We start from the raw sequence: 21,727 nt of genomic DNA on the forward strand, positions 1-21,727 counted from the left end.
TTAATAACAAATTTTTTGCAATTGGCAACCGCCCGGTTGCATGCCGCGATCCGTGTCACGGCACGACCTGCGGCAGCAAACCCGTCGCATCCCCGGAACCGGCCCCAGCCGTTCCCCGGCGTACTCTATACTCTGCGCCCAAGAAATCTGCAATCGGAATCTCTCGCGATGCCCCGTTTTCGTCGTTGGCTGCGCTGGGCGCTGGTCATGTTGGTCCTCCTTGGCCTGGTCGGCGCCGCCGTGGCAGGCGGGCTCTACTACGTCGTCTCCTCCAAGCTCCCGGACGTGCAGACCCTGCGCAAGGTCGAACTGCAGGAGCCCATGTACGTCTACTCCAGCGACGGCAAGCTGATGGCGCTGTTCGGCGAGACCCGGCGCTACCCCATCACCATGAAGGACGTGCCGGAGCGACTCAAGCAAGCCTTCCTGGCCACCGAGGACGCTCGCTTCTACGAGCACGGCGGGGTCGACTACAAGGGCATCGCCCGCGCGGTGTGGCTGCTGGCCACCACCAACGACAAGCGCGTGCCGGGCGGCTCCACCATCACCCAGCAGGTCGCCCGCCAGTTCTTCCTGAGCTCGGAATACAGCTACACCCGCAAGCTGGCGGAGATCCTGCTGGCGCGCAAGATCGAGGCCGAGCTGACCAAGGACCAGATCTTCGAGCTGTACCTCAACAAGAGTTTCTTCGGCAACCGCGCCTACGGCATCGCCGCCGCCGCCGAGTACTACTACGGCAAGAAGCTCAACGAGCTGAGCCTGGACGAGATGGCCTCGCTGGCCGGCATCCCCAAGTTCCCCTCCAGCGGCAACCCGATCAGCAACCCGGAGCGCGCCAAGCAGCGCCGCGACAACTATGTGCTCAGCCGCATGGCCGCCCTGAGCTTCATCACCCCGGCCGAGGCCGAGGCGGCCAAGGCGGTGCCGATGCACGCCGCGCCGCACGAGCGCCCGGTCGAGGTCGAGGCCCCGTACGTCGCCGAACTGGTGCGCCAGGAGATGATCGCGCGCTTCGGCGGCGACGTGCTGGACAAGGGCTACCACGTCTACACCAGCATCGATTCGACCCTGCAGACCGCCGCCAACCATGCGGTGCGCCAGGGCCTGGTCGTCTATGACCGCCGCCACGGCTGGCATGGCGTCGAGAAGCATTTCGACCTGCCCGCCAGCGCCGATGCGGCCGCACTGGCCAGCCACCTGAGCGGCGTCTACGCGCAGGGCGGGATGCTGCCGAGCATCGTCGCCAGCACCGGCAGCGACGGCAGCGCCACCGTGGTGCTCGCCAACAAGACCGAGCTGGTGCTGCCGGTGGCCGCCAGCCGCTGGACCGGGCGCAGCCCGGCCACCCTGCTCAAGCGCGGCGACCTGGTGCGCATCCAGGCCGGCGACAAGCCGGGCGAATGGGAGATCACCCAGATCCCGCGCGGCCAGGCCGCGCTTGTGTCGCTGGACGCCCACAACGGCGCGCTGCGCGCCATGGTCGGCGGCTTCAGCTATGCCGGCAACAAGTTCAACCGCGCCACCCAGGCGCGCCGCCAGCCCGGCTCCAGCTTCAAGCCGTTCCTGTACGCGGCCTCGTTCGATAAGGGCTTCAACCCGGCCTCGATCGTGCTCGACGCGCCGGTGGTGTTCCGCGACCGCCGCGGCAAGACCTGGTCGCCGCAGAACGACGGCGGCGGCTTCCGCGGCCCGATGCGCCTGCGCGAGGCGCTGGTGCAGTCGCGCAACCTGGTCTCGGTGCGCCTGCTGGACGCCATCGGCGTGGACTTCGCGCGCAAGTACATCAGCCAGTTCGGCTTCCAGGAAGCCGAACTGCCGCCGAACCTGTCGATGTCGCTGGGTACCGCCTCGCTGACTCCGCTGTCGGTGGCGCGCGGTTACACCGTGTTCGCCAACGGCGGTTCGCTGGTCAACACCTGGATCATCGACAAGGTCACCGACCGCGACGGCAATGTCCTGTTCCAGGAGCACCCGCTGACTGCCTGCCGCAGCTGCGGCAGCGTCGGCGGCAACGCGGCGCCGGTCAGCCAGGTGGTCGACGGCTTCAACTTCGGCGCGGCCACGCCGCCGGCGGCGGCCAAGCCGGCCGCGACCACCGCGCCAGCCGCGGACGAAAAGGCCCCGGCCACCGATCCCGAGGCCAAGGTGGCGCCGCGTGCCATCGACGAGCGCACCGCCTATCAATTGGTGTCGATGATGCGCGACGTGGTCCAGCGCGGCACCGGCGCCGCGGCCAAGGTGCTCGGCCGCGAGGACGTGGGCGGCAAGACCGGTTCCACCAACGACCATCGCGACGCCTGGTTCTCCGGCTTCGGCGGCCCCTACGTGACCACGGTGTGGGTCGGCCGCGACGACTACCGCTCGCTCGGCTACCGCGAGTACGGCGGCAAGGCCGCGCTGCCGATCTGGATCGACTACATGCGGGTCGCGCTGAAGGACCAGCCGATCGCCCGCAACGATCCGCCGGGCGGCATGGTCCAGGTCAGCCTCAACGGCGCCACGGAATGGGTCAAGACCGAGGACATGGACCGCATCCAGCAGTTCGACGAAAGCCTGCAGGACCAGAAGACCGACGACGCCGCGTTCGACATCTTCTGATCACTCCGCTTCCCCCGCCCCCGGCGCTCGCCGGGGGCACGTCCGCCGGGCGCGCCTCGCCCGGCGGACACTGGCTCACGCGACACCGCCGCTACACCTGAATTTCGCAAGGCTGCGGTACAGTCGGGGCAGGCTTTGAGGGGAGGCGCACCATGCACCACGCTCGGCAACATGCCCGGACCCGCACGCACGAACGCCGTCGCCGACTGGCGCACGAAGCCGCCCGGCTGATGGCTGAAGGCGGCATCCGCGATTTCCACCAGGCCAAGCTCAAGGCCGCCGAGCGGCTCGGCATCCATGACGACGCCTCGCTGCCGCGCAACAGCGAGATCGAGGACGCGCTGCGCGAGTACCAGCGGCTGTTCGCCGGTCCGGACCATGCCGGCGAACTGCGAAGGCGGCGCGAGGCGGCGCTGCGCGCGATGGACTTCCTGCATGCGTTCGCGCCACGCCTGGCCGGACCGGTGCACGACGGCACCGCCGATGCCAACAGCCCGGTGCAGCTGCACCTGCACAGCGACGACGCCGAGGCGGTGGCGCGCTTCCTCGAAGAACACCGGATCCCGGCCGAGCTGCGCAGCCGCCGCCTGCGCCTGGACCGCGAGCGCAGCGAGGACTTCCCGGTGTGGCTGTTCGCCGCCGAGGAACTGACCTTCGACCTGACCGTACTGCCCTACGACGCGCTGCGCCAGGCGCCGCTGTCGCAGGTGGACGAGAAGCCGATGCGGCGCGCCTCGATGCCGCAACTGCGGCAACTGCTGACCGAGCAGGACATCGCCGCCTACCAGGACGGCTGAGCGCACCACCATTCCGCGTCGTGGATGCGACGGGCGCCGCACGATCGCGCGGGCGCCCGTATTCCGGCTCGCCGCGCACGCGACGAGGCACCTGCCACTTCCCTTCCCCGCTTCACCCGCCACAAACGAAAAACGCCCCGCGAGGCGGGGCGTTCCGGACAGCCTTGCGGCGATCGATCAGCGCTTGTCGGCGTTGGTGTAGTCGCGCTTGTCGTAGCCGGTGTAGATCTGGCGCGGACGGCCGATCTTCATTTCCGGGTCGACCTGCTGCTCCAGCCAGTGCGAGACCCAGCCGGCGGTACGGGCGATGGCGAACATCACGGTGAACATCTCCACCGGAATGTTCAGCGCCTTGTAGATGATGCCCGAGTAGAAGTCGACGTTCGGGTACAGCTTGCGCTGCACGAAGTAGTCGTCCTTCAACGCGGCCTCTTCCAGCTTCAGCGCAACTTCCAGCAGCGGGTCGTTGACGCCCAGCTCGCCCAGCACCTTGTGGGTCATCTCGCGGATGATCTTCGCGCGCGGGTCGAAGTTCTTGTACACGCGGTGGCCGAAGCCCATCAGGCGGAAGCTCGAGTTCTTGTCCTTGGCCTTGGCCACGGCGCTCTCGACGTTGTCGGCGGTGCCGATCTCTTCCAGCATCTTCAGCACGGCTTCGTTGGCGCCGCCGTGCGCCGGGCCCCACAGCGCGGTGATGCCCGCGGCGACCGAGGCGTACGGGTTGGCGCCGGTGGAACCGACCAGACGCACGGTCGAGGTCGAGGCGTTCTGCTCGTGGTCGGCGTGCAGGATGAACAGCAGGTCCAGGGCCTTGGCCACGACCGGGTTCATCTCCAGCTGCTCGCTCGGCACCTCGAACATCATGTGCAGGAAGCGCTCGACGTAGCCGAGGTTGTTGCGCGGATAGCGGATCGGCCAGCCGATCGAGTAGCGATAGGCAGCGGCGGCGATCGTCGGCACCTTGGCGATCAGGCGGATGGCGGCCAGGCGGCGCTGCTCCGGATCGTTGAGGTCGAGGGTGTCGTGGTAGAACGCCGACAGCGAGGCCACGGTACCGGCCATCATCGCCATCGGGTGCGCGTCGTGGCGGAAGCCGCCGAGGAAGTTCTTCAGCGACTCGTGCATCATCGTGTGATGCGTCACTTCGTGGTCGAACTTTTTGAATTCGTCGGCGGTGGGCAGCTCGCCGTTCATCAGCAGGTAGGCCACTTCGAGGAAGTTGGACTTCTCGGCCAGTTGCTCGATCGGGTAGCCGCGGTACAGCAGCACGCCGTTGTCGCCGTCGATGTAGGTGATCGCCGACTTGCAGCTGGCGGTCGCGGTGAAGCCCGAGTCGTAGGTGAAGAGACCGGTCTCCTTGGTCAACTTGGAAATGTCGACGCAATCGTTGCCCAGGGTGGGCTTGAGTACCGGAAGAACGACCGACGTGTCGCCGGCGTTCAACGTGACCTGATCAAGATCGGACACAGTGTGCGCTCCTCGATGGAAGGCGCCTGTCCGATTACGTTGCGAACAGACGCGTGAAGGAAGTCCACGGCAATCGCCACGGATCGCGCCATTATCGCACAGCAGCATTTGCGCCGTCGCTCACCGCTCATGCCGCACGATGGCGGCAGGAAAGCGACACAGCGTTGCATCCTCGCCGCACTTTCACGGAAGGATGACACCGGCGCATCACGCCGGGAGGAGATCGCAGATAGCAAAACGGCCGCGCAAGCGGCCGTTGCTTTACATCCGTTCGACGGTTCCGATCAGCGCGCGTAGCGCTTCTGGAACTTGTCGATGCGGCCGCTGGTGTCGATGACCTTGTGCTTGCCCGTATAGAACGGATGCGAAGCCGAGGAAATTTCGACCTTGATCAGCGGATACTCTTCGCCGTCCTCCCACTTGACCGTCTCTTTCGAGGACATGGTCGAACGGGTCAGGATCTTGAAATCGGAGGTGACATCGTGGAACACGACGTCGCGGTACTGGGGATGGATGTCGGCCTTCATGGGCTCGCACCGTAGGTGGCTGCTGGACAAGAGGGAAACTATAACAGCCCTCCTGCCCTGCACGCAACGTTTACGTGATGGCACGTGAGGTGACGGCTCACGAGGCCGCCGCCCTACCAATGGGTCCCGCCCGGACTCGGGCGGGACCGGCAGGCTTAGCCGGCACCGACCGCCGTGCGGGCCAGATCCAGGAACCGTGCATGGTCGTAGCGGATAAGCATGGTCGCGTTGTCCGGCAGGCCCAACTGGCGGTTCCAGTCGACCAGGGTGGCGCCGCGGGTGTGCACCCCGGACAGCTCGATCTGCATCGGGCGCGACTGCACCTCCTGCGCACCGTCGGGCTGCAGCGCCCAGGCCATCGCCAGCGCGTCGGCGGCATACCAGTGCTCGCCACGCGCGTCTTCCGACCACAGCCGGGTCTTGCGCGAGATCAGCTCGTAGAAGCGCGCCTTCGGCGCATCCACCGCCAACCACTGCTCGACCTCGCGGTGCGGCAGGCCGTGCGCCACGGTCGCCTCCCAATCGGCGACCTCGATGTGCGGGAACGCCTTGAACACGATGTGCGCCGCCTCCGGATCGAAGGCGATGTTGAATTCCGCGGCCGGGGTGATGTTGCCGTGGCAGGTGATCGCCCCGCCCATCACCAGGAAGCGGCCGACGCGCTGCGGCAGGGTCGGATCCAGCTTCAGCGCCAGCGCGATGTTGGTCAGCGGCCCCAGCGCGACCAGCAGCAGGCGCCCGGCGTACTGGTGCGACAGGCGCAGGATCGCCAGCGCGGCATGCTCGGCCTCGGCGCCGCGTGCGGCCGGCGGCAGGTCGACGTCGCCGAAGCCGTCCTGGCCGTGCACGTGCCCAGCGTCCACCGACGGATGCAGCAGCGGATCGGCGCAGCCGGCGAACACCGGCACATCCTCGCGCCCGGCCACTTCGCACAGCTTCAGCGCATTGCGCACGGTGTGGCGCAGCCCGACGTTGCCGGCGGCGATGGTCAGCCCGACCACCTCATGGCGCGGATCGGCGAACGCCATCAGCAGCGCCAGCGCATCGTCCACGCCGGGGTCGGTATCGATCAACAGGGGAATCTTGTCGCTCATGCGTCGCTTCGCTCGTCCATTCGGTCGCCGAGTCTGGCACTGCTGGACAGGCATGGGAAGGAGCGGGGATTGGGGAGTCGGGATGACCAGCCATTCGGCTGTTGAAAGCGGGGATTCGCAAAAGCGGCATCGCCACGTCTTCGTTCGAAGGGGCGGCTTTAGCCGCGATCGGGTCTCCTGGTAACGCCCGGTGGCGGCCGAAGCCGCTTCCTACAACAGCAGGCGGACGGCCGCTTCTAACGAATCCCCAATCCCGAATGCCGAATCCCGGCCGTTCAGGCCCCAGCGAACCGCACCGCCCCACCGACCCAGCGCGCGACGATGCGGTCGGCCAGCACCGGCGCCTCCTCCAGCAGCCGGTCGGCCAGGGCATGCACGCGCGGCAGCAGGCCGGCGTCGCGGGCCAGGTCGGCCACGCGGAACGCGGCCAGGCCGGTCTGGCGGGTGCCGAGCAGTTCGCCCGGGCCGCGCAGTTCCAGATCCTTCTCGGCGATGACGAAGCCGTCGTTGGTCTGGCGCATGGTTTCCAGGCGCTGCCGCGCCATCGCCGACAGCGGCGCCTGGTACATCAGCACGCAGCTCGACGCCGCCGCGCCGCGCCCGACCCGGCCGCGCAACTGATGCAGCTGCGCCAGGCCCAGGCGTTCGGCGTTCTCGATGATCATCAGCGAGGCATTGGGCACGTCCACGCCGACCTCGATGACGGTGGTGGCGACCAGCAGGTCGATCTCGCCCTGCTTGAACGCGCGCATCGCCGCCTGCTTCTCCGCCGGCTTCATGCGCCCGTGCACCAGGCCCACGCGCAGCTCCGGCAATTGTGCCGACAGCGCCTCGAAAGTGGCCTGCGCGGCACTGGCCTCGAGCCGGTTGCCGGCGCCGGCCTGCGCGGACTTCTCGCTGTCCTCGGCCTCTTCGATCAGGGTGCAGACCCAGTAGGCCTGGCGGCCTTCGGCGCAAGCCACGCGGATGCGCTGCACCAGCTCGGGGCGGCGCTCGGCATTGAGCACGATGGTCTGCACCGGGGTGCGCCCCGGCGGCAGTTCGTCGATGGAGGAGACGTCCAGATCGGCATACGCGGCCATTGCCAGCGTGCGCGGGATCGGCGTGGCAGTCATCACCAGCTGGTGCGGCACGCCCGCGCCGGAGGCGCCCTTGTCGCGCAGCGCCAGGCGCTGGTGCACGCCGAAGCGGTGCTGCTCGTCGACGATGGCCAGGGCCAGGTCGTGGAAGCGCACCGCCTCCTGCATCAGCGCATGCGTGCCGACCACCACCTGCGCCTCGCCCGAAGCGATCTGCGCCAGGGTCGCGCTGCGCGCCTTGCCGGTGACCTTGCCGGCCAGCCAGGCCACGCGCACACCCAGCGGCTCCAGCCAACCGCGCAGGTTGGCCAGATGCTGCTCGGCGAGCAGTTCGGTCGGCGCCGCCAACGCCGCCTGCTTGCGCTTGTCCACCGCCAGCATCGCCGCCAGCGCGGCGACCACGGTCTTGCCGCTGCCGACGTCGCCCTGCACCAGCCGCAGCATCGGCGCCGGCCGCTCCAGGTCGGCGCGGATCTGCGCGAACACACGCTGCTGTGCACCGGTCAGTCGGAACGGCAGCGACTGCTGCAGGCGCTTGGCCAGCAGCCCGCGGCCGCGCAGCGACGGTGCCGGCTGGCATTGCATGGCGATGCGCTGGCGACGCAGGCTCAGGTGATGCGCGAGCAGTTCCTCCAGCGCCAGGCGCTGCTGCGCCGGATGCAGACCAGCGGCGAGCGCAGCCAGATCGGCCTGCGGCGGCGGCCGGTGCGCGACCAGCAGCGCGCTGCGCAGCGACGGCAGGCCGAGTTCGGCCAGCAGCGAGGCCGGCAGCAATTCCAGCGCGGCTTCTTCCGGCAACCGGTCCAGCGCCTGGCCGATCAACCGGCGCACGGTCGCCGGGCCGACGCCCTCCACCGCCGGGTACACCGGATCCAGGCGATCGCCCAGCGCCGCGTCGTCGTCCTCGCCGAGGATCTGATAGCTGGGATGCACGAATTCCAGCCCATGTTGGCCCGGCTTGGGCGTGCCGAAGGCGCGCAAGCGCGCGCCCACCGCGAACTGCGCCGCCTGCGCGGCACGGAACTGGAAGAAACGCAGCACCAGGGTGCCGCGCGAATCGTCGGCCACCGCCACGCGCAGCATCGGCCGGTAGCGGAAGCCGCGGTCCACCGCCTGCACCCGCCCTTCGATTTGCGCGGGCACACCCGGCTGCAGCGCCGCCACGGTGGTCAGGCGGGTGCGATCCTCATAGCGCAGCGGCAGGTGCAGCCACAGGTCCTGCAGCGTGGACAGGCCGCGCGCGGCGAATTTCTCCGCCAGCTTGGGACCGACGCCGGGCAGCGTGGTCAGCGGCACCTCGCCTGCCGCCGACAAGGCCGGCGCCGGAACCTGCACGCGCGGCACGGCTGGGAATCAGTCCAGCACCATCACCGCATCCACTTCGAAGCCCGCACCCTTGGGCAGCGCCGAGACTTCGATGGTGGAGCGCGCGGGGAACGGCGCCTGGAAGTAGTCCTGCATCACCGCGTTGACCTGCGCGAACTGCGCCAGATCGGTGAGGTACAGTCCCAGGCGCACGATGCGGTCCAGCGAGCCGCCGGCCGCCTCGGCCACCGCCTGCAGGTTGTCGAAGGCGCGGCGCGCCTGCGCGGCGATGTCGCCGGCGACGATCTCGCCGGTGGCCGGATCCAGCGGGATCTGCCCGGAGAAGTACACGGTGTTGCCGGCACGCACAGCCTGCGAATACGGGCCGATCGCGGCCGGTGCACGGTCGGTATGGATGATCTGGCGGGACATGGCGACTCCGTTGGAAGAATGTCCGCCTAGTTTAGCTGGCGCGCGCGGTTGGGGATTGGGGATTGGGGATTGGGGAATCGGGAACAGCGTGCCCGCCGGGGATGCCGGCCATGCGCTTCGCCCGCTTTTCGTAGGAGCGGCTTCAGCCGCGACGCTTTATCGACAAGGCGTCGCGGCTGAAGCCGCTCCTACGACGCCAGGACCAGGCCCGCTTCGAATCCCCAATCCCGACTCCCCAATCCCGGCACCACCTACTGCCGCCGCACGCTCTGCACCGCATGCAGACGCCGCAGCCGGCGCATCACCTCGGCCAGGTGGTTGCGGTCGCGCACTTGGATGTTGAAGCGCAGCACCGCGGCGTTGAAGTCGCGGTCCAGGTAGTCGACGCGCTCGATGTTGGACTGGCTCTGCGCGATCGCCGCGGCCAGCTGCGCCAGCACGCCGGTGCGGTTCTCGACCTCCACCACCAGCGCGGTGTCGTAGTCGCCGATGACGCTGCTGTCCCAGCCGATCGGCACCCAGCGCTCGGGCGACTTGCGCAGTTCGGCCAGGTTCGGGCAGTCCAGCCGATGCACCACGATGCCCTTGCCGGCGGTGTGGTAGCCCATGATCTCGTCGCCGGGAATCGGCTGGCAGCAGTTGGCGAAGCTGACCACACCGCGCTCGGTGCCGTTGATCAGGATCTTTTCCTGCGAATGCTTAGAGTGGCCGCCGCCACGCAGTTCGGCATAGGCCATCAGCGCCTGCGCGGCCTGGTTCGGCATCCAGTTGCCCAGCGCCACGTCGGCCAGCAACGCTTCCAGACGCGGGTAGCGGTGCTCGCTGAGGAACGAATCCAGGCGTCCCTTGGGCAGCCGCTCCAGCGAGCTGTCCATCGCTTCCAGCGCGCGGTCGAGCATACGGTGGCCGAGCTGCACCGCGTCCTCGTGCTCGAGTTGCTTGAGCTGATGGCGGATCGCGGTGCGCGCCTTGCTGCTGACCACGAATTCCAGCCATTGCGGCTTGGGCGTGGCCGAGCGCGCGGTGATCACTTCCACGGTCTGCCCGCTGACCAGCTTGGTGCGCAGCGGCACCAGCTTCTTGTCCACGCGCGAGGCCACCGCGCGGTTGCCGACGTCGGTGTGCACCGCGTAGGCGAAGTCCAGCGCGGTGGAGTTGCGCGGCAGCGCCAGGATCTTGCCCTTGGGCGTGAACAGGTAGACCTCGTCCGGGAACAGGTCGACCTTGACGTTGTCCAGGAACTCCAGCGACGAGCCGGCGGCGCGTTGCGATTCGATCAGTTCCACGATCCATGCATGCGCGCGGCTCTGCGCGCTGTTGGGCGAATCGCCGCCGAACTTGTAGGTCCAGTGCGCGGCGACGCCGCGTTCGGCGATCAGGTCCATTTCCTCGGTGCGGATCTGCACTTCGATCGGCGAGCCGTAGGGCCCAAACAGCACCGTATGCAGCGACTGGTAGCCGTTGGCCTTGGGAATGGCGATGAAGTCGCGGAAGCGCGCATCCAGCGGCTTGAAGGTGGCGTGCACCGCGCCCAGCGCGTGGTAGCAGTCAGGCACGCCGCGCACCACCAGGCGGAAGCCGAACACGTCCATCACCTGGTCGAAGGATTTGTTCTCGTCGCGCATCTTGTTGTAGATGCTCCACGGCGTCTTGATCCGGCTCACCAGGCGGTGTTCCAGCCCCTCCTTGGCCAGACGCTGCGACAACTGCACCTCCACCTGCGCCATCGACTCGCGGCGCACCACCGGCTGGCTGCGGATGTGCTTTTCGATGATCGCGTGGCGCCACGGATGCAGCGCGCGGAAGCCGAGGTTCTGCAGTTCGGACTTCATCAGGCTCATGCCCAGGCGCTGAGCGATCGGCGCGTAGATCTCCAGGGTTTCGCGGGCGATGCGGCTGCGCGCCTCGGCGCTCTGCGCGCCCAGGGTGCGCATGTTGTGCAGTCGGTCGGCGAGCTTGATCATGATCACGCGCAGGTCGCGCGACATCGCCAGCAGCATCTTGCGGAAGCTCTCGGCGGCCGCTTCCTGGCGGTCGCGGAACTTGAGCTTGTCCAGCTTAGTGACGCCATCGACCAGTTCGGCCACCGCCTCGCCGAACTCGGCGGCCAGCTCGGCGCGGGTCAGCGGGGTGTCTTCGATGGTGTCGTGCAGGATCGCCGCGATCAGCGCCTCCACGTCCAGGCCCAGCTCGGCCAGCACGCCGGCCACTGCCACCGGATGGGTGATGTAGGGCTCGCCGGACTTGCGGGTCTGCCCCGCGTGCGCGGCCGCACCGACCTCCCAGGCGCGGCGCAGCAGCGGGATCTGCTCGGCGGGCAGATAGCTGGCACTGCGTTCGAGCTGCAGGACGTAATCGGGGACCGCCTCGTCGGCCGACGAAGGCGCGGCGTGGGCGACCTGGGCAGAAGGGCCTGGGTTCATGCGGAAAGACTATGCCAGCGGCGCGTGGACGGCAAACCCGCAAAACGAAACAGCCCGCGGATGCGGGCTGTTCGTGGGACGATCGCGACGCGGAGACGCGATCAGTCGTCGTTCTTGGACATGTCCTCGTCGGCGACGACTTCGGCCGCGGCCCATTCCAGCGCCTCGCGCTCGGCGCGCTCGCGCTCGGCCTTCTCGACCTCGTCGATCAGCGCGTTGTCGATCTTGCGCGCGGCGATCTCGCGCAGCGCCAGCACGGTCGGCTTGTCGGCCGATTCGCTGTTGTCGAGGGTGGCCTGCACGCCGTTGGCGAGCTGGCGGGCGCGCTTGGACGCCATCATGACCAGTTCGAAACGGTTGTTAACGACTTCCAGGCAATCTTCTACGGTGATGCGGGCCATGCGGGCTCCCGGCGGGCCGGTGGCGGCCGCGCGTTCGAATGAGGGAAAGGGCGGGGATTGTAGGGCGACAACCGCCCGAGTTCAACCCCACCCCATCCGGTTCCCTTTGGAATCAGCCAGTTGGCTATTCCTGCAGGAGGGTATCGATCAGCCCGGCATGGCGTAGCTGCTGCTGCGGCCGGCGCAGGCGGCTGGCCACGAAGATCGCGCACATCTCGTCCACCGCGGTATCGAAGTGCTCGTTGACGATCACGTAATCGAAGTCGGCGTAGTGCGACATCTCCTCGCGCGCGGCGGCCAGCCGCTGCGCGATCACCGCCTCGCTGTCCTGGCCGCGCTTGCGCATGCGCTGCTCCAGGGCCTCGCGCGAGGGCGGCAGGATGAACACGCTGACCGCGTCCGGCACCTTGGCCCGCACCTGGCGCGCGCCCTGCCAGTCGATCTCCAGCAGCACGTCGTGGCCGGCGGCCAGTTGCGGCTCCACCGACTGCCGCGCAGTGCCCTTCCAGTCGCCGTGGACCCGGGCGTACTCGAAGAAGTCGCCGGCATCGATCATCCGCTGGAACTCGTCGGCGGAGACGAAATGGTAGTGCTCGGCATGGCGTTCGCCCGGGCGCGGCGCGCGCGAAGTGAACGAGATCGACAGCGCGATCTGCGGGTCGCGCGCCAGGGTGGCGTTGACGATGCTGCTCTTGCCGGCGCCGGACGGGGCCGCCACGATGTAGAGAGTGCCGCGCATAGGATCAGGGATTCGGGAGTGAGAGTCGGGATTCGCGAACGGAGCCGCGGGCCAACACCCACGGGGTCGATATGCTACCCGGTATTGGACGTGACCGGCCCGGCGCGCCAATCCCCAATCTCGAATCCCGCCATCCCGGCTATTCGAGGTTCTGCACCTGCTCGCGGATCTGATCGATCAGCACCTTCAGTTCCACCGCGGCGTTGGAGGTGCGGCTGTCCACCGACTTCGAGCCCAGGGTGTTGGCCTCGCGGTTGAACTCCTGCAGCAGGAAATCCAGGCGCCGGCCCGCCGGTTCCGGCTGGCGCAGCACCCGGCGCAGTTCCTTGATGTGGCTGCCGAGCCGGTCCAGTTCCTCGTCCACGTCGAGCTTCTGCAGCCACAGCACCAGCTCCTGCTCGGCGCGGCCGGGATCGACCGGATGCGGCAAGTCGGCCAGGCGTGCCGCCAGCTTGGCGCGCTGGCCGTCGCGGATGGCCGGGATCAGCGTGCGCACCTCGCCGGCGATGCGTTCCACCGCGTCGACCCGCTCGACGATGGCCGCGGCCAGCTTGCCGCCCTCGCGCTCGCGCGCGGCGACGAACTCGGCCAGCACCTCGTCCAGCAGTTCCAGCGCCTGCGCCTGCAGCGCCGCCGGATCGACCGTCTGCCCCTGCAGCACCCCGGGCAACTGCAGCAGATCGACGAACTGCACCTGCATCTGCCCAAAGCGCGCACCCAGCCGCTGCGCGAGCACGCCCAACTGTTCGACCAGGGCCTCGTTCACTGCCAGCGTCTGCGCCGCATCCGGCGCGCGCAGGCGCAACATCAGGTCGAGCTTGCCGCGACTGATGCGCGCGGCCACGCGTTCGCGCAGCTGCGGCTCCAGCGCGCGCAGTTCTTCCGGCAGGCGCACGCCCACTTCCAGGAAACGGTGGTTGACCGAGCGCAGTTCGCATCCCAGCGTGCCCCAGGGAGTGATGCGCTCGGCGCCGGCGTAGGCGGTCATGCTGCGGATCATGCGGTGTTCCGGTGCGGACAGGGGGCGAATGTTAACCTAGGGCTCTCTCACGCCTCACCGACGCGGTCACATGCCGCGCACGGCCCCGCCCTTCCCGGAACCCCTGCATGTCCTTCTCCCGTCCCAGCGGCCGCACGGCCGATCAGTTGCGCCCGGTCCGCATCGAACGCGCCTTCACCCGCCACGCCGAAGGTTCGGTCCTGGTCAGCTTCGGCGACACCCGCGTGCTGTGCAACGCCAGCGTCGAGAACCGCGTGCCGGGCTTCCTGCGCGGCAAGGGCGAAGGCTGGGTGACCGCCGAATACGGCATGCTGCCGCGCGCCACCCATTCGCGCTCCGATCGCGAAGCCGCGCGCGGCAAGCAGGGCGGACGCACGCTGGAGATCCAGCGTCTGATCGGCCGCGCGCTGCGCGCCTGCGTGGATCGCAACGCGCTGGGCGAGCGCACCATCACCCTGGACTGCGACGTGCTGCAGGCCGACGGCGGCACCCGCACCGCCGCCATCACCGGCGCCTATGTGGCGCTGGTGGATGCGGTGAACTGGCTGCAGAAGCGCGGCGACCTGAAGAAACCGGTGGTGCTGGGCGCGGTCGCGGCAGTCTCGGTCGGGGTCTACCGCGGCGTGCCGGTGCTGGACCTGGACTACGCCGAAGACAGCGACTGCGATACCGACATGAACGTGGTGATGAACGACGGCGGCGGCTTCATCGAGGTGCAGGGCACCGCCGAAGGCCATGCCTTCCGCCGCGACGAACTGGACGCGCTGCTCGGCCTGGCCGAGCGCGGCATCGGCGAGCTGCTGGCGGCGCAGCGCGCAGCCCTGGCGCAATGAACCGGCGCCTGGCCCTGGTTACCCTGGTGGTGGCCGACTACGACGAGGCCATCGCCTGGTACACCGGCAAGCTGGGATTCCAGTTGCTGGAAGACGTGGACCAGGGCCACAAGCGCTGGGTCGTGGTCGGGCCTGGCGATGCGCACGGCGCGGCGCTGCTGCTGGCGCGCGCCGGCAACGACGCCCAGCGCAGCCGCATCGGCGACCAGACCGGCGGCCGCGTCGGCTTCTTCCTACACACCGACGACTTCCAGCGCGACCATGCGGCGATGCTCGCCGCCGGCGTGGAGTTCCTGGAAGCCCCGCGTCACGAACCTTACGCCACGGTCGCGGTGTTCCGCGATCTGTACGGCAACACTTGGGATCTGCTGGAGCCCACCGCATGAAACTGGTCCTGGCCAGCAGCAACGCCGGCAAGCTCGAAGAACTGCACGCCCTGCTCGACGACGTCGGGGTCGAACTGATCGCGCAATCCACCCTCGGCGTCAGCGATGCCGACGAAACCGGCCTGACCTTCGTCGAGAACGCGCTGCTCAAGGCACGCCACGCCGCCCGCGTCACCGGCCTTCCGGCGCTGGCCGACGACTCCGGCATCTGCGTGGACGCGCTGCACGGCGCGCCGGGGTTGTACTCGGCGCGCTACGCCGGCGAACACGGCAATGCGCAGGCCAACATCGACAAGCTGCTGGACGCGCTGCGCGATGTGCCCGACGCACAGCGTGGCGCGCACTTCTACTGCGTGCTGGTGCTGTTGCGGCATGCCGAGGATCCGCAACCGCTGCTGGTGGAAGGCCGCTGGCGCGGCCGCATCGCGCATGCGCGTGCCGGCAGCGGCGGGCATGGCTACGATCCGGTGTTCCTGGATCCGGAACATGGCCAGACCGCGGCCGAGATGCCGCTGGCGCTGAAGAACCGCATCAGTCATCGCGCCCTCGCCCTGCAGCAGCTCAAGCAGCGCCTGGCCGACCTGCTGGCGGCGCAGCCCGCCGGGTGAACGCGCCGCGCGCGGGCGCCGGGCCAGTCCAGGCACCACGGCGCGCGCAGACTGCCTTGCGCCGCTGCGCCAAGCCCTGAGCCATCCAGCGCCCGCACCGCCCGCATCTCCGTTTCCCAGATCCCCGCTCGCCATGCCGCACACCCACGACCATTGCCAGCACCCGCCCGGCACCGCCTGCCCGGACCCATCCGCGCACGCCGACAGCCCGGCGCTGGTGCCGCCCCCGCTGTCGCTCTACGTGCACCTGCCCTGGTGCGTGCGCAAATGCCCGTATTGCGATTTCAACTCGCATGCGGCCAAGGGCGCGCTGCCGTTCGATGCCTACGTGGATGCGCTGATCCGCGACCTGGACCAGGACCTGCCGCTGGTCTGGGGCCGGGTGGTCAACAGCGTGTTCTTCGGCGGCGGCACGCCCAGCCTGTTCCCGCCCGAGGCGATCGACCGCTTCCTGCAGGCGGCCAGCGCCCGGCTGCGCTTCGCGCCGGGCCTGGAGATCACCCTGGAGACCAACCCCGGCACTGCCGAGCACGGCCGCTTCGACCGCTACCTGGCGGCCGGGGTGAATCGCCTCAGCTTCGGCATCCAGAGCTTCGACGATGCGGCGCTGCAGCGGCTGGGCCGCATCCACGACGGGGCCGAGGCCGAGCGCGCGGTGAAGCTGGCGCAGGACGCCGGCTACGCCAATTTCAACCTGGACCTGATGTACGCGCTGCCGCAGCAGACCCTCGCCGAGGCCGAGCGCGACATCGCACGGGCGCTGGCGCTGCAGCCGACCCACATGAGCCACTACCAACTCACCCTGGAACCGAACACCGTGTTCGCCGCGCGGCCGCCGCAGGACATTCCCGAGGACGACGACGCCTGGGACATGCAGGAGCGCTGCCAGGCACTGCTGGCCGAGGCCGGCTACGCGCAGTACGAGGTCAGCGCCTACGCCCGCGCCGGCTACCGCTGCGCGCACAACCTCAACTACTGGACCTTCGGCGACTATCTCGGCATCGGCGCCGGCGCCCACGGCAAGATCAGCTCCGGCGCCGAGCAGAGCATCCTGCGCCGCTGGAAGCACAAGCACCCGCAGGCGTTCCTGGACGCGGCCGGGACGCCGGCGGCGATCGGCGGCGACGAGTGGATCGCGCCGGAGCGGCGTCCGTTCGAGTACATGCTCAACGCGCTGCGCCTCAACGACGGTTTCGCGCTGCGCGACTTCAGCGCCCGCACTGGCCTGCCGCTGCAGGCGATCGCCCCTGCCCTGGCCACCGCGCAGGCCCGCGACTGGCTGCGGGTGGACGCCGGCCACGCCGTGCCGACCGAGCTGGGGCGGCGTTTCACCAACGACGTGGTCGCCCTGTTTCTGCCCTAGGGCGTGTCATCCATCCCCGAGCATGCCGCGCCGCGATTGCGCGCGCCTGTGGCAAGGAAGAGGGAGGAAGTGGACGTCCGTCCACGCCCGAGCGATGACGCGGCCATGGGCGCGCGCAATCACGGCCCTTCGGGTTGGGCCTGGCAGGCGCACGGGCGGCGCCGCGCGGCTTGACCTGACGGCCAGTCAGGCGCTTCGCCGTGCAACGCCGCCCACGCGCCTGCCAGGCCCAACGCGGCATACTCGGGAATGGGTGACACGCCCTACGACGCGTCCTGGCGAGGCCGCCCGCCTTGGTTGCGGCGACGGATCGTGCTACATACCCCGCAGAAAAGTACAACGGCGATCACAAGATGCCCGTGTCTGCGACCCTGTCGGCCCCGCCGGCGACGCTTGCCAGCGCCGCCCTGCCGGCGCGCGTGCGCGATCTCCTGCTGGGCCTGAACGACCTGCTGTGGCAGTCCCTGGAGGGGCCGTTACAGGCGACCCTGGACGACCTGGAGCAGACCTTGTTCGAGCAGGCCGAGCGCGCCCGCAACGGCCAGGTGCAGCAGGACATCTACCAGGAGGCACAGCGCCTGCGCGCGCAGCGCGCGCGCTTCGCGCCGTTTTATCGGGCGCACCTGGAAGCCGAGCTGGCCGGCATCCGCAGCTCGGCGGCCCTGGCCGCCGCGCCGCGCACGCCCAGGGCCGGCGCCGCCGCGCAGATGCTGACCCTGGTCGCCGACGTGGATATCGACCGCGACATCGTGCTGCACGAGATCGCCCGCCGCGAGGCCACCCGCTGCAATATCCCGCTGCAGTTGCTCGGCCAGCGCTTCGGCGTGCTGGCGGCGCGGCCGGCCTTCGAGATCGAGCAGTTGCCGCCGGGCCCGCATGCGCTGTGCCGGCTGCTGCGCGATGCCGGCCAAGCGCTGGGACTGGGCCTGGACACGCAACTGGCGCTGTACCGCGCTTTCGAACGCCAGGTGCTGTCGCGCTACGGCGAAATCGTGGAACGGGCCAACGGCATGCTCACCCACGCCGGAGTGCTGCCTGGCCTGATCTACCTGCCCTACGTGGCGCGCAGCACCAGCGTGGAGCCGGGCGCGCGCCGCGTCGCGCGCATGCCCGCAGGCGCCGATCCGGCCCCTGCCGCAAGCGGACCCAGGGGTCACGGCCCTGCCCCCGGCCAGGCCATGCCCGGCATGGGCACCGCATCGGCGGCCGCTGCCGCCGAGCTGGCCGCCAGCGGCCCGGATCTGGCCACGCTGCGCCAGTTGCTGACGGCCGCGCGCGCGCATGCCGCACCCGGCGCGCCCGCGGCGATGACCGCCGGGGCCGCCACGCTTCCGCCGTTGCCGGCGAGCGCCGCCGGCACGGCTCCGGTTCCGACCGCCAGCCTGCTGGAGGCCCTGGGCGAACTGCAGGCGCAGCCGCCGGCCCACAGCACCCTTGGCGGGCTGCGTAGCCGCCGCCACCTGCGCGACGTGCAGACCGCCCTGCTGCAGGCGCTGCGCGCCACCCACGGCGCGCAGGCGACGCTGGCCGCGCAGCAGGCCGACACCTTCGACCTGCTCGGCCTGCTGTATGGCGAGATCGAACGCGAGGTGCGTCCCGACGCCCCGGCCGCGGCGCTGCTGGAACGCCTGCAGGTACCGCTGGTGCGCGCCGCGCTGCAGGATCCGGCGTTCTTCGCACGCAGCCAGCACCCGGCGCGGGAGTTGCTCAACGCCGTCGCCGAATCGGGCGCGACCTGGCTGGGCGAAGAGGACAGCGATCCGACGCTGCTGCTCAAGCTCAACCAGGCGGTGGACCGCGTGGTCGAGGAGTACGAAGGCGACTCGGTCGTCTTCGAACAGGCCCACCAGGACATCCAGGCGCAGCAACGCAACCTGGCGCACAAGGCCGAGATCGCCGAACGCCGGCACGTCGAGGCCGCGCGCGGCAAGGAACGGCTGGAGCTGGCCAAGCAGACCGCGGCCGCCACCCTGGACGCGCTGTGCACCGCCCGGCAACCGCCCGGCTTCGTACAGACCCTGCTGCAGCAGGCCTGGTCCGACGTGCTGGTGCTGACCCTGCTGCGCCAGGGCGAGGACTCGGAGACCTGGCGCGAGCGTATCGGCCTGGCCGAGCGCATCGCCGAGGTCACCTGCCGCAGCGATGGCGCCTCCGATGCTGCCCTGGCCGAGCGCGTGGGCCAGGCGCTGCTGCAGGTGGGCTACCACCAGCAGGAAGCCGAGGCCATCGCCCGCCGCCTGTCCACGCCCGGCGGCGCCGACGCCACCACCTCGCGCACCGAACTCAGCATGCGGCTGAAGGCGCACACCCGCCTCGGCGAGCAGGGCGAGGACGGCGAGCGGCCGTCGCTGCCGCCACGCACGGAGGCCGAACAGGCCGCGTATGCGCGGCTGCGTACGCTGGCGTTCGGCACCTGGTTCGAATTCGTCATCAACCAGCAGGGCGACCTGAAGCGACAGCGGCTGTCCTGGTACAGCCCGATCACCGATCGCGCGCTGTTCGTCAACCAGCGTGGACAGAAGGCCGCCGAACACACCCTCGATGGACTGGCGCGCTTGCTGGCGCAGGGCCAGGCCCGCATCGTCAGCGAAGACCGCGCCCGTCTGATCGATCGCGCCTGGCAGGCCGCGGTCCGCGCACTGCGCACCCTGGCCGGCGCCCCCGCGGCCGACGACAACATGGAGAACGCATGAGCGTCGACGCCCGCCGCTCGCCGCGCCGCCAGGTTCCGGAGATGGTGCCGGTGCTGGACCTGATGGAAGACGCCGTGGTCGGCCGCCTCGGCAATGTGTCCGAACACGGCATGCTGTTGCTGGCCTCGGCGCCGCTGCACGAGGACGCGCTGTACCAGTTGCGCTTCGCGATGCCGCACGCCGACCGCGAGGTGCAGATCGACGTCGGCGCGCACCTGTTGTGGAGCGAACCTTCGCACGCACCCGGCCAGGCCTGGGCCGGCTTCCGCTTCCTGACCATTTCCGCTGCGCATCGCGAGCTGCTGCGGCAGTGGATCAACTCGGGCCCCGGCGGCTAACGAGGTCAACCTCGTCGCAGCGGCTCTTGTCGCCTTTTGCGGGATCAGCCGCTGCTACGTCGGCCATGCGCGCCCATTGCGCGATCTGATGCAAGGAAGATCCGACGGAATCGGCAAAGACCGCCACGTCGCCAACGCAGCTTCGCATCGCCGCATGCATGCGCATGCCACGCACGCGTGTCCGCACGTCCGCACCGTTTCCGGCACACTTGGCGCCCCCGTTTCCGCATCGCCGAACGAGCCACCGCCATGCCCCAGCACGACCCAAGCGCCCTGTATGCCGACCACCTGCGCACCCTGACCCGACGCGCCGACGAGGCGCTGGCGCGCGGCGGCTTCGACCACTTGGTCGTCCCCAGCGGCAGCCTGCACTACCAGGTGTTCGACGATCGCGACTATCCGTTCGCGGTGAACCCGCAGTTCAAGGCCTGGCTGCCGCTGACCCGGGTGCCGAACAGCTGGCTGGTGTACACGCCCGGGCGCCGGCCGCAGGTGATCTTCCACCAGCCGCGCGACTACTGGCACGTGGTGCCGGACGCGCCCAGCGGCTGGTGGGTGGAGCACTGCGACATCCACCTGATCCGCACCCCGGACGAGGCGCTGGCGCTACTGCCGGATGCCGCACGCAGCGCGATCCTGGGCGAGCCGCAGAGCGCCCTGGGCGGCTACGTGCCGAACAACCCGGAAGGCGTGTTGCACTACCTGGAGTACCACCGCGCCTACAAGACGCCCTACGAACTGGCGCTGATGCGCCAGGCGCAGCAGTCGGCGGTGCGCGGCCATCGCGCGGCCGAGGCCGCGTTCCGCGACGGCCGCAGCGAGTTCGAGATCCACATGGCCTACTGTGCAGCAGTCGGGCAGGACGCGAACGAACTGCCGTACGGCAACATCGTGGCATTGAACGAGCACGGCGCCGTGCTGCACTACACCGAACTGCAGCGGCAGGCGCCGACGCCGCTGCACAGCTTCCTGATCGACGCCGGCGCCTCCGCGCACGGCTACGCCAGCGACATCACCCGCACCTACGCCGCCGATCCCGGCAGCGAGTTCCAGGCGCTGATCGACGCGGTGGACGCCGCGCAGCAGCGCATGGGGCAGAACGTGCGTGCCGGCGTCGACTATCGGCAATTGCACCTGGATGCGCACCTGGCGCTGATGGGCGTGCTCAAGGATGCCGGCGTGCTCACCGTGTCGCCGGAAGCGGCGGTCGCCACCGGCGTCAGCGCCGCGTTCTTCCCGCATGGCCTGGGCCACCCGATCGGCCTGCAGGTGCACGACGTCGCCGGCTTCGCCGCCAGCGACCGCGGCGGCCGCATCGAACGCCCCGACGGCCACCCCTACCTGCGCATGACCCGCACCCTGGAACCGGGCATGGTGGTGACGATCGAGCCGGGCCTGTACTTCATCGACATGCTGCTGGACGAGCTCAAGCAGGCCGGCCACGGCAACAGCGTCGACTGGGCGCGGGTGGAGCAGTTCAAACCCTACGGTGGCATCCGCATCGAGGACGAGGTGGTGTGCACCGAGGACGCACCCGAGAACCTGACGCGGCCGGTGTTTGCGGCGGCGGCCTGAGCCGCCGCCGCGGGATTGGGGAATCGCGATTGGGGATTTGCCAGTGCGCGCAATGCCGTGCCGCGAGGC

General features: G+C 69.5%; 18 protein-coding genes. 9 read left to right on the forward strand and 9 right to left on the reverse strand.

Annotated elements, in window-relative coordinates:
- Positions 1–168: 168 nt before the first annotated feature.
- A complete protein-coding gene (locus GGR66_RS02320) occupies positions 169–2,598 on the forward strand; it encodes a penicillin-binding protein 1A (protein ID WP_184447073.1) in 2,430 nt (809 codons plus the stop codon).
- 152 nt (positions 2,599–2,750) lie between these two features.
- Positions 2,751–3,395, forward strand: coding sequence for a hypothetical protein (locus GGR66_RS02325; RefSeq protein WP_160965387.1), 645 nt, complete (start codon positions 2,751–2,753; stop codon positions 3,393–3,395).
- Positions 3,396–3,572: 177 nt separating this feature from the next.
- Here the strand turns inward: GGR66_RS02325 and GGR66_RS02330 are convergent, their stop codons facing one another.
- The 9 genes from GGR66_RS02330 to GGR66_RS02370 form a co-directional block, all read right to left on the reverse strand.
- The gene (locus GGR66_RS02330; RefSeq protein WP_160965386.1) at positions 3,573–4,862 is read right to left on the reverse strand and encodes a citrate synthase; all 1,290 of its coding nucleotides are present in this window, start codon (positions 4,860–4,862) and stop codon (positions 3,573–3,575) included.
- A gap of 284 nt (positions 4,863–5,146) precedes the next feature.
- Complete coding sequence (locus tag GGR66_RS02335) at positions 5,147–5,389, reverse strand: type B 50S ribosomal protein L31 (RefSeq protein WP_010341537.1); 243 nt, start codon at positions 5,387–5,389, stop codon at positions 5,147–5,149.
- 155 nt (positions 5,390–5,544) lie between these two features.
- Positions 5,545–6,483, reverse strand: a complete 939-nt coding sequence (locus GGR66_RS02340) for a nucleoside hydrolase (RefSeq protein WP_160965384.1) — start codon at positions 6,481–6,483, stop codon at positions 5,545–5,547.
- A 275-nt stretch (positions 6,484–6,758) separates the two neighbouring features.
- Complete coding sequence (recG, locus tag GGR66_RS02345) at positions 6,759–8,906, reverse strand: ATP-dependent DNA helicase RecG (protein ID WP_167088022.1); 2,148 nt, start codon at positions 8,904–8,906, stop codon at positions 6,759–6,761.
- A 9-nt stretch (positions 8,907–8,915) separates the two neighbouring features.
- Complete coding sequence (locus GGR66_RS02350) at positions 8,916–9,299, reverse strand: RidA family protein (RefSeq protein ID WP_010341827.1); 384 nt, start codon at positions 9,297–9,299, stop codon at positions 8,916–8,918.
- 251 nt (positions 9,300–9,550) lie between these two features.
- Positions 9,551–11,722 carry a bifunctional (p)ppGpp synthetase/guanosine-3',5'-bis(diphosphate) 3'-pyrophosphohydrolase gene (locus GGR66_RS02355; RefSeq protein WP_160965378.1) on the reverse strand — a complete coding sequence of 724 codons (2,172 nt, stop codon included), beginning with the start codon at positions 11,720–11,722 and terminating at the stop codon, positions 9,551–9,553.
- Between the two features lie 101 nt (positions 11,723–11,823).
- Positions 11,824–12,123, reverse strand: a complete 300-nt coding sequence (gene rpoZ / locus GGR66_RS02360) for a DNA-directed RNA polymerase subunit omega (RefSeq protein ID WP_160965376.1) — start codon at positions 12,121–12,123, stop codon at positions 11,824–11,826.
- Positions 12,124–12,247: 124 nt separating this feature from the next.
- The gene (gene gmk / locus GGR66_RS02365; RefSeq protein ID WP_184447074.1) at positions 12,248–12,862 is read right to left on the reverse strand and encodes a guanylate kinase; all 615 of its coding nucleotides are present in this window, start codon (positions 12,860–12,862) and stop codon (positions 12,248–12,250) included.
- 139 nt (positions 12,863–13,001) lie between these two features.
- The gene (locus GGR66_RS02370) at positions 13,002–13,862 is read right to left on the reverse strand and encodes a YicC/YloC family endoribonuclease (RefSeq protein ID WP_184447075.1); all 861 of its coding nucleotides are present in this window, start codon (positions 13,860–13,862) and stop codon (positions 13,002–13,004) included.
- Positions 13,863–13,969: 107 nt separating this feature from the next.
- On the opposite strand from GGR66_RS02370, the gene rph reads away from it, so the two are divergent.
- From rph to pepQ, 7 genes are all read left to right on the forward strand, one after another.
- On the forward strand, positions 13,970–14,695 hold the full coding sequence (rph, locus tag GGR66_RS02375; RefSeq protein ID WP_184447076.1) for a ribonuclease PH: 726 nt from the start codon (positions 13,970–13,972) through the stop codon (positions 14,693–14,695).
- Entirely contained in the window at positions 14,692–15,081 is a 390-nt protein-coding gene (locus GGR66_RS02380) for a VOC family protein (RefSeq protein ID WP_184447077.1), read from the forward strand. The genes rph and GGR66_RS02380 overlap by 4 nt, the downstream gene beginning before the upstream one ends.
- Positions 15,078–15,689 carry an RdgB/HAM1 family non-canonical purine NTP pyrophosphatase gene (gene rdgB, locus GGR66_RS02385; protein WP_184447078.1) on the forward strand — a complete coding sequence of 204 codons (612 nt, stop codon included), beginning with the start codon at positions 15,078–15,080 and terminating at the stop codon, positions 15,687–15,689. The genes GGR66_RS02380 and rdgB overlap by 4 nt, the downstream gene beginning before the upstream one ends.
- Positions 15,690–15,822: 133 nt before the next feature.
- Positions 15,823–17,052 carry a radical SAM family heme chaperone HemW gene (gene hemW, locus GGR66_RS02390; RefSeq protein WP_184447079.1) on the forward strand — a complete coding sequence of 410 codons (1,230 nt, stop codon included), beginning with the start codon at positions 15,823–15,825 and terminating at the stop codon, positions 17,050–17,052.
- Between the two features lie 353 nt (positions 17,053–17,405).
- A complete protein-coding gene (locus GGR66_RS02395; RefSeq protein WP_184447080.1) occupies positions 17,406–19,745 on the forward strand; it encodes a DUF1631 domain-containing protein in 2,340 nt (779 codons plus the stop codon).
- A complete protein-coding gene (locus tag GGR66_RS02400; RefSeq protein WP_184447081.1) occupies positions 19,742–20,083 on the forward strand; it encodes a PilZ domain-containing protein in 342 nt (113 codons plus the stop codon). Before GGR66_RS02395 ends, GGR66_RS02400 begins: the two co-directional genes overlap by 4 nt.
- 249 nt (positions 20,084–20,332) lie before the next feature.
- Positions 20,333–21,658, forward strand: a complete 1,326-nt coding sequence (gene pepQ, locus GGR66_RS02405) for a Xaa-Pro dipeptidase (RefSeq protein ID WP_184447082.1) — start codon at positions 20,333–20,335, stop codon at positions 21,656–21,658.
- The last annotated feature ends 69 nt before the right edge of the window (positions 21,659–21,727 follow it).

It is taken from the genome of Xanthomonas sp. 3498 (genome assembly GCF_014199795.1).
GTDB classification, from domain to species: domain Bacteria; phylum Pseudomonadota; class Gammaproteobacteria; order Xanthomonadales; family Xanthomonadaceae; genus Xanthomonas_A; species Xanthomonas_A rydalmerensis.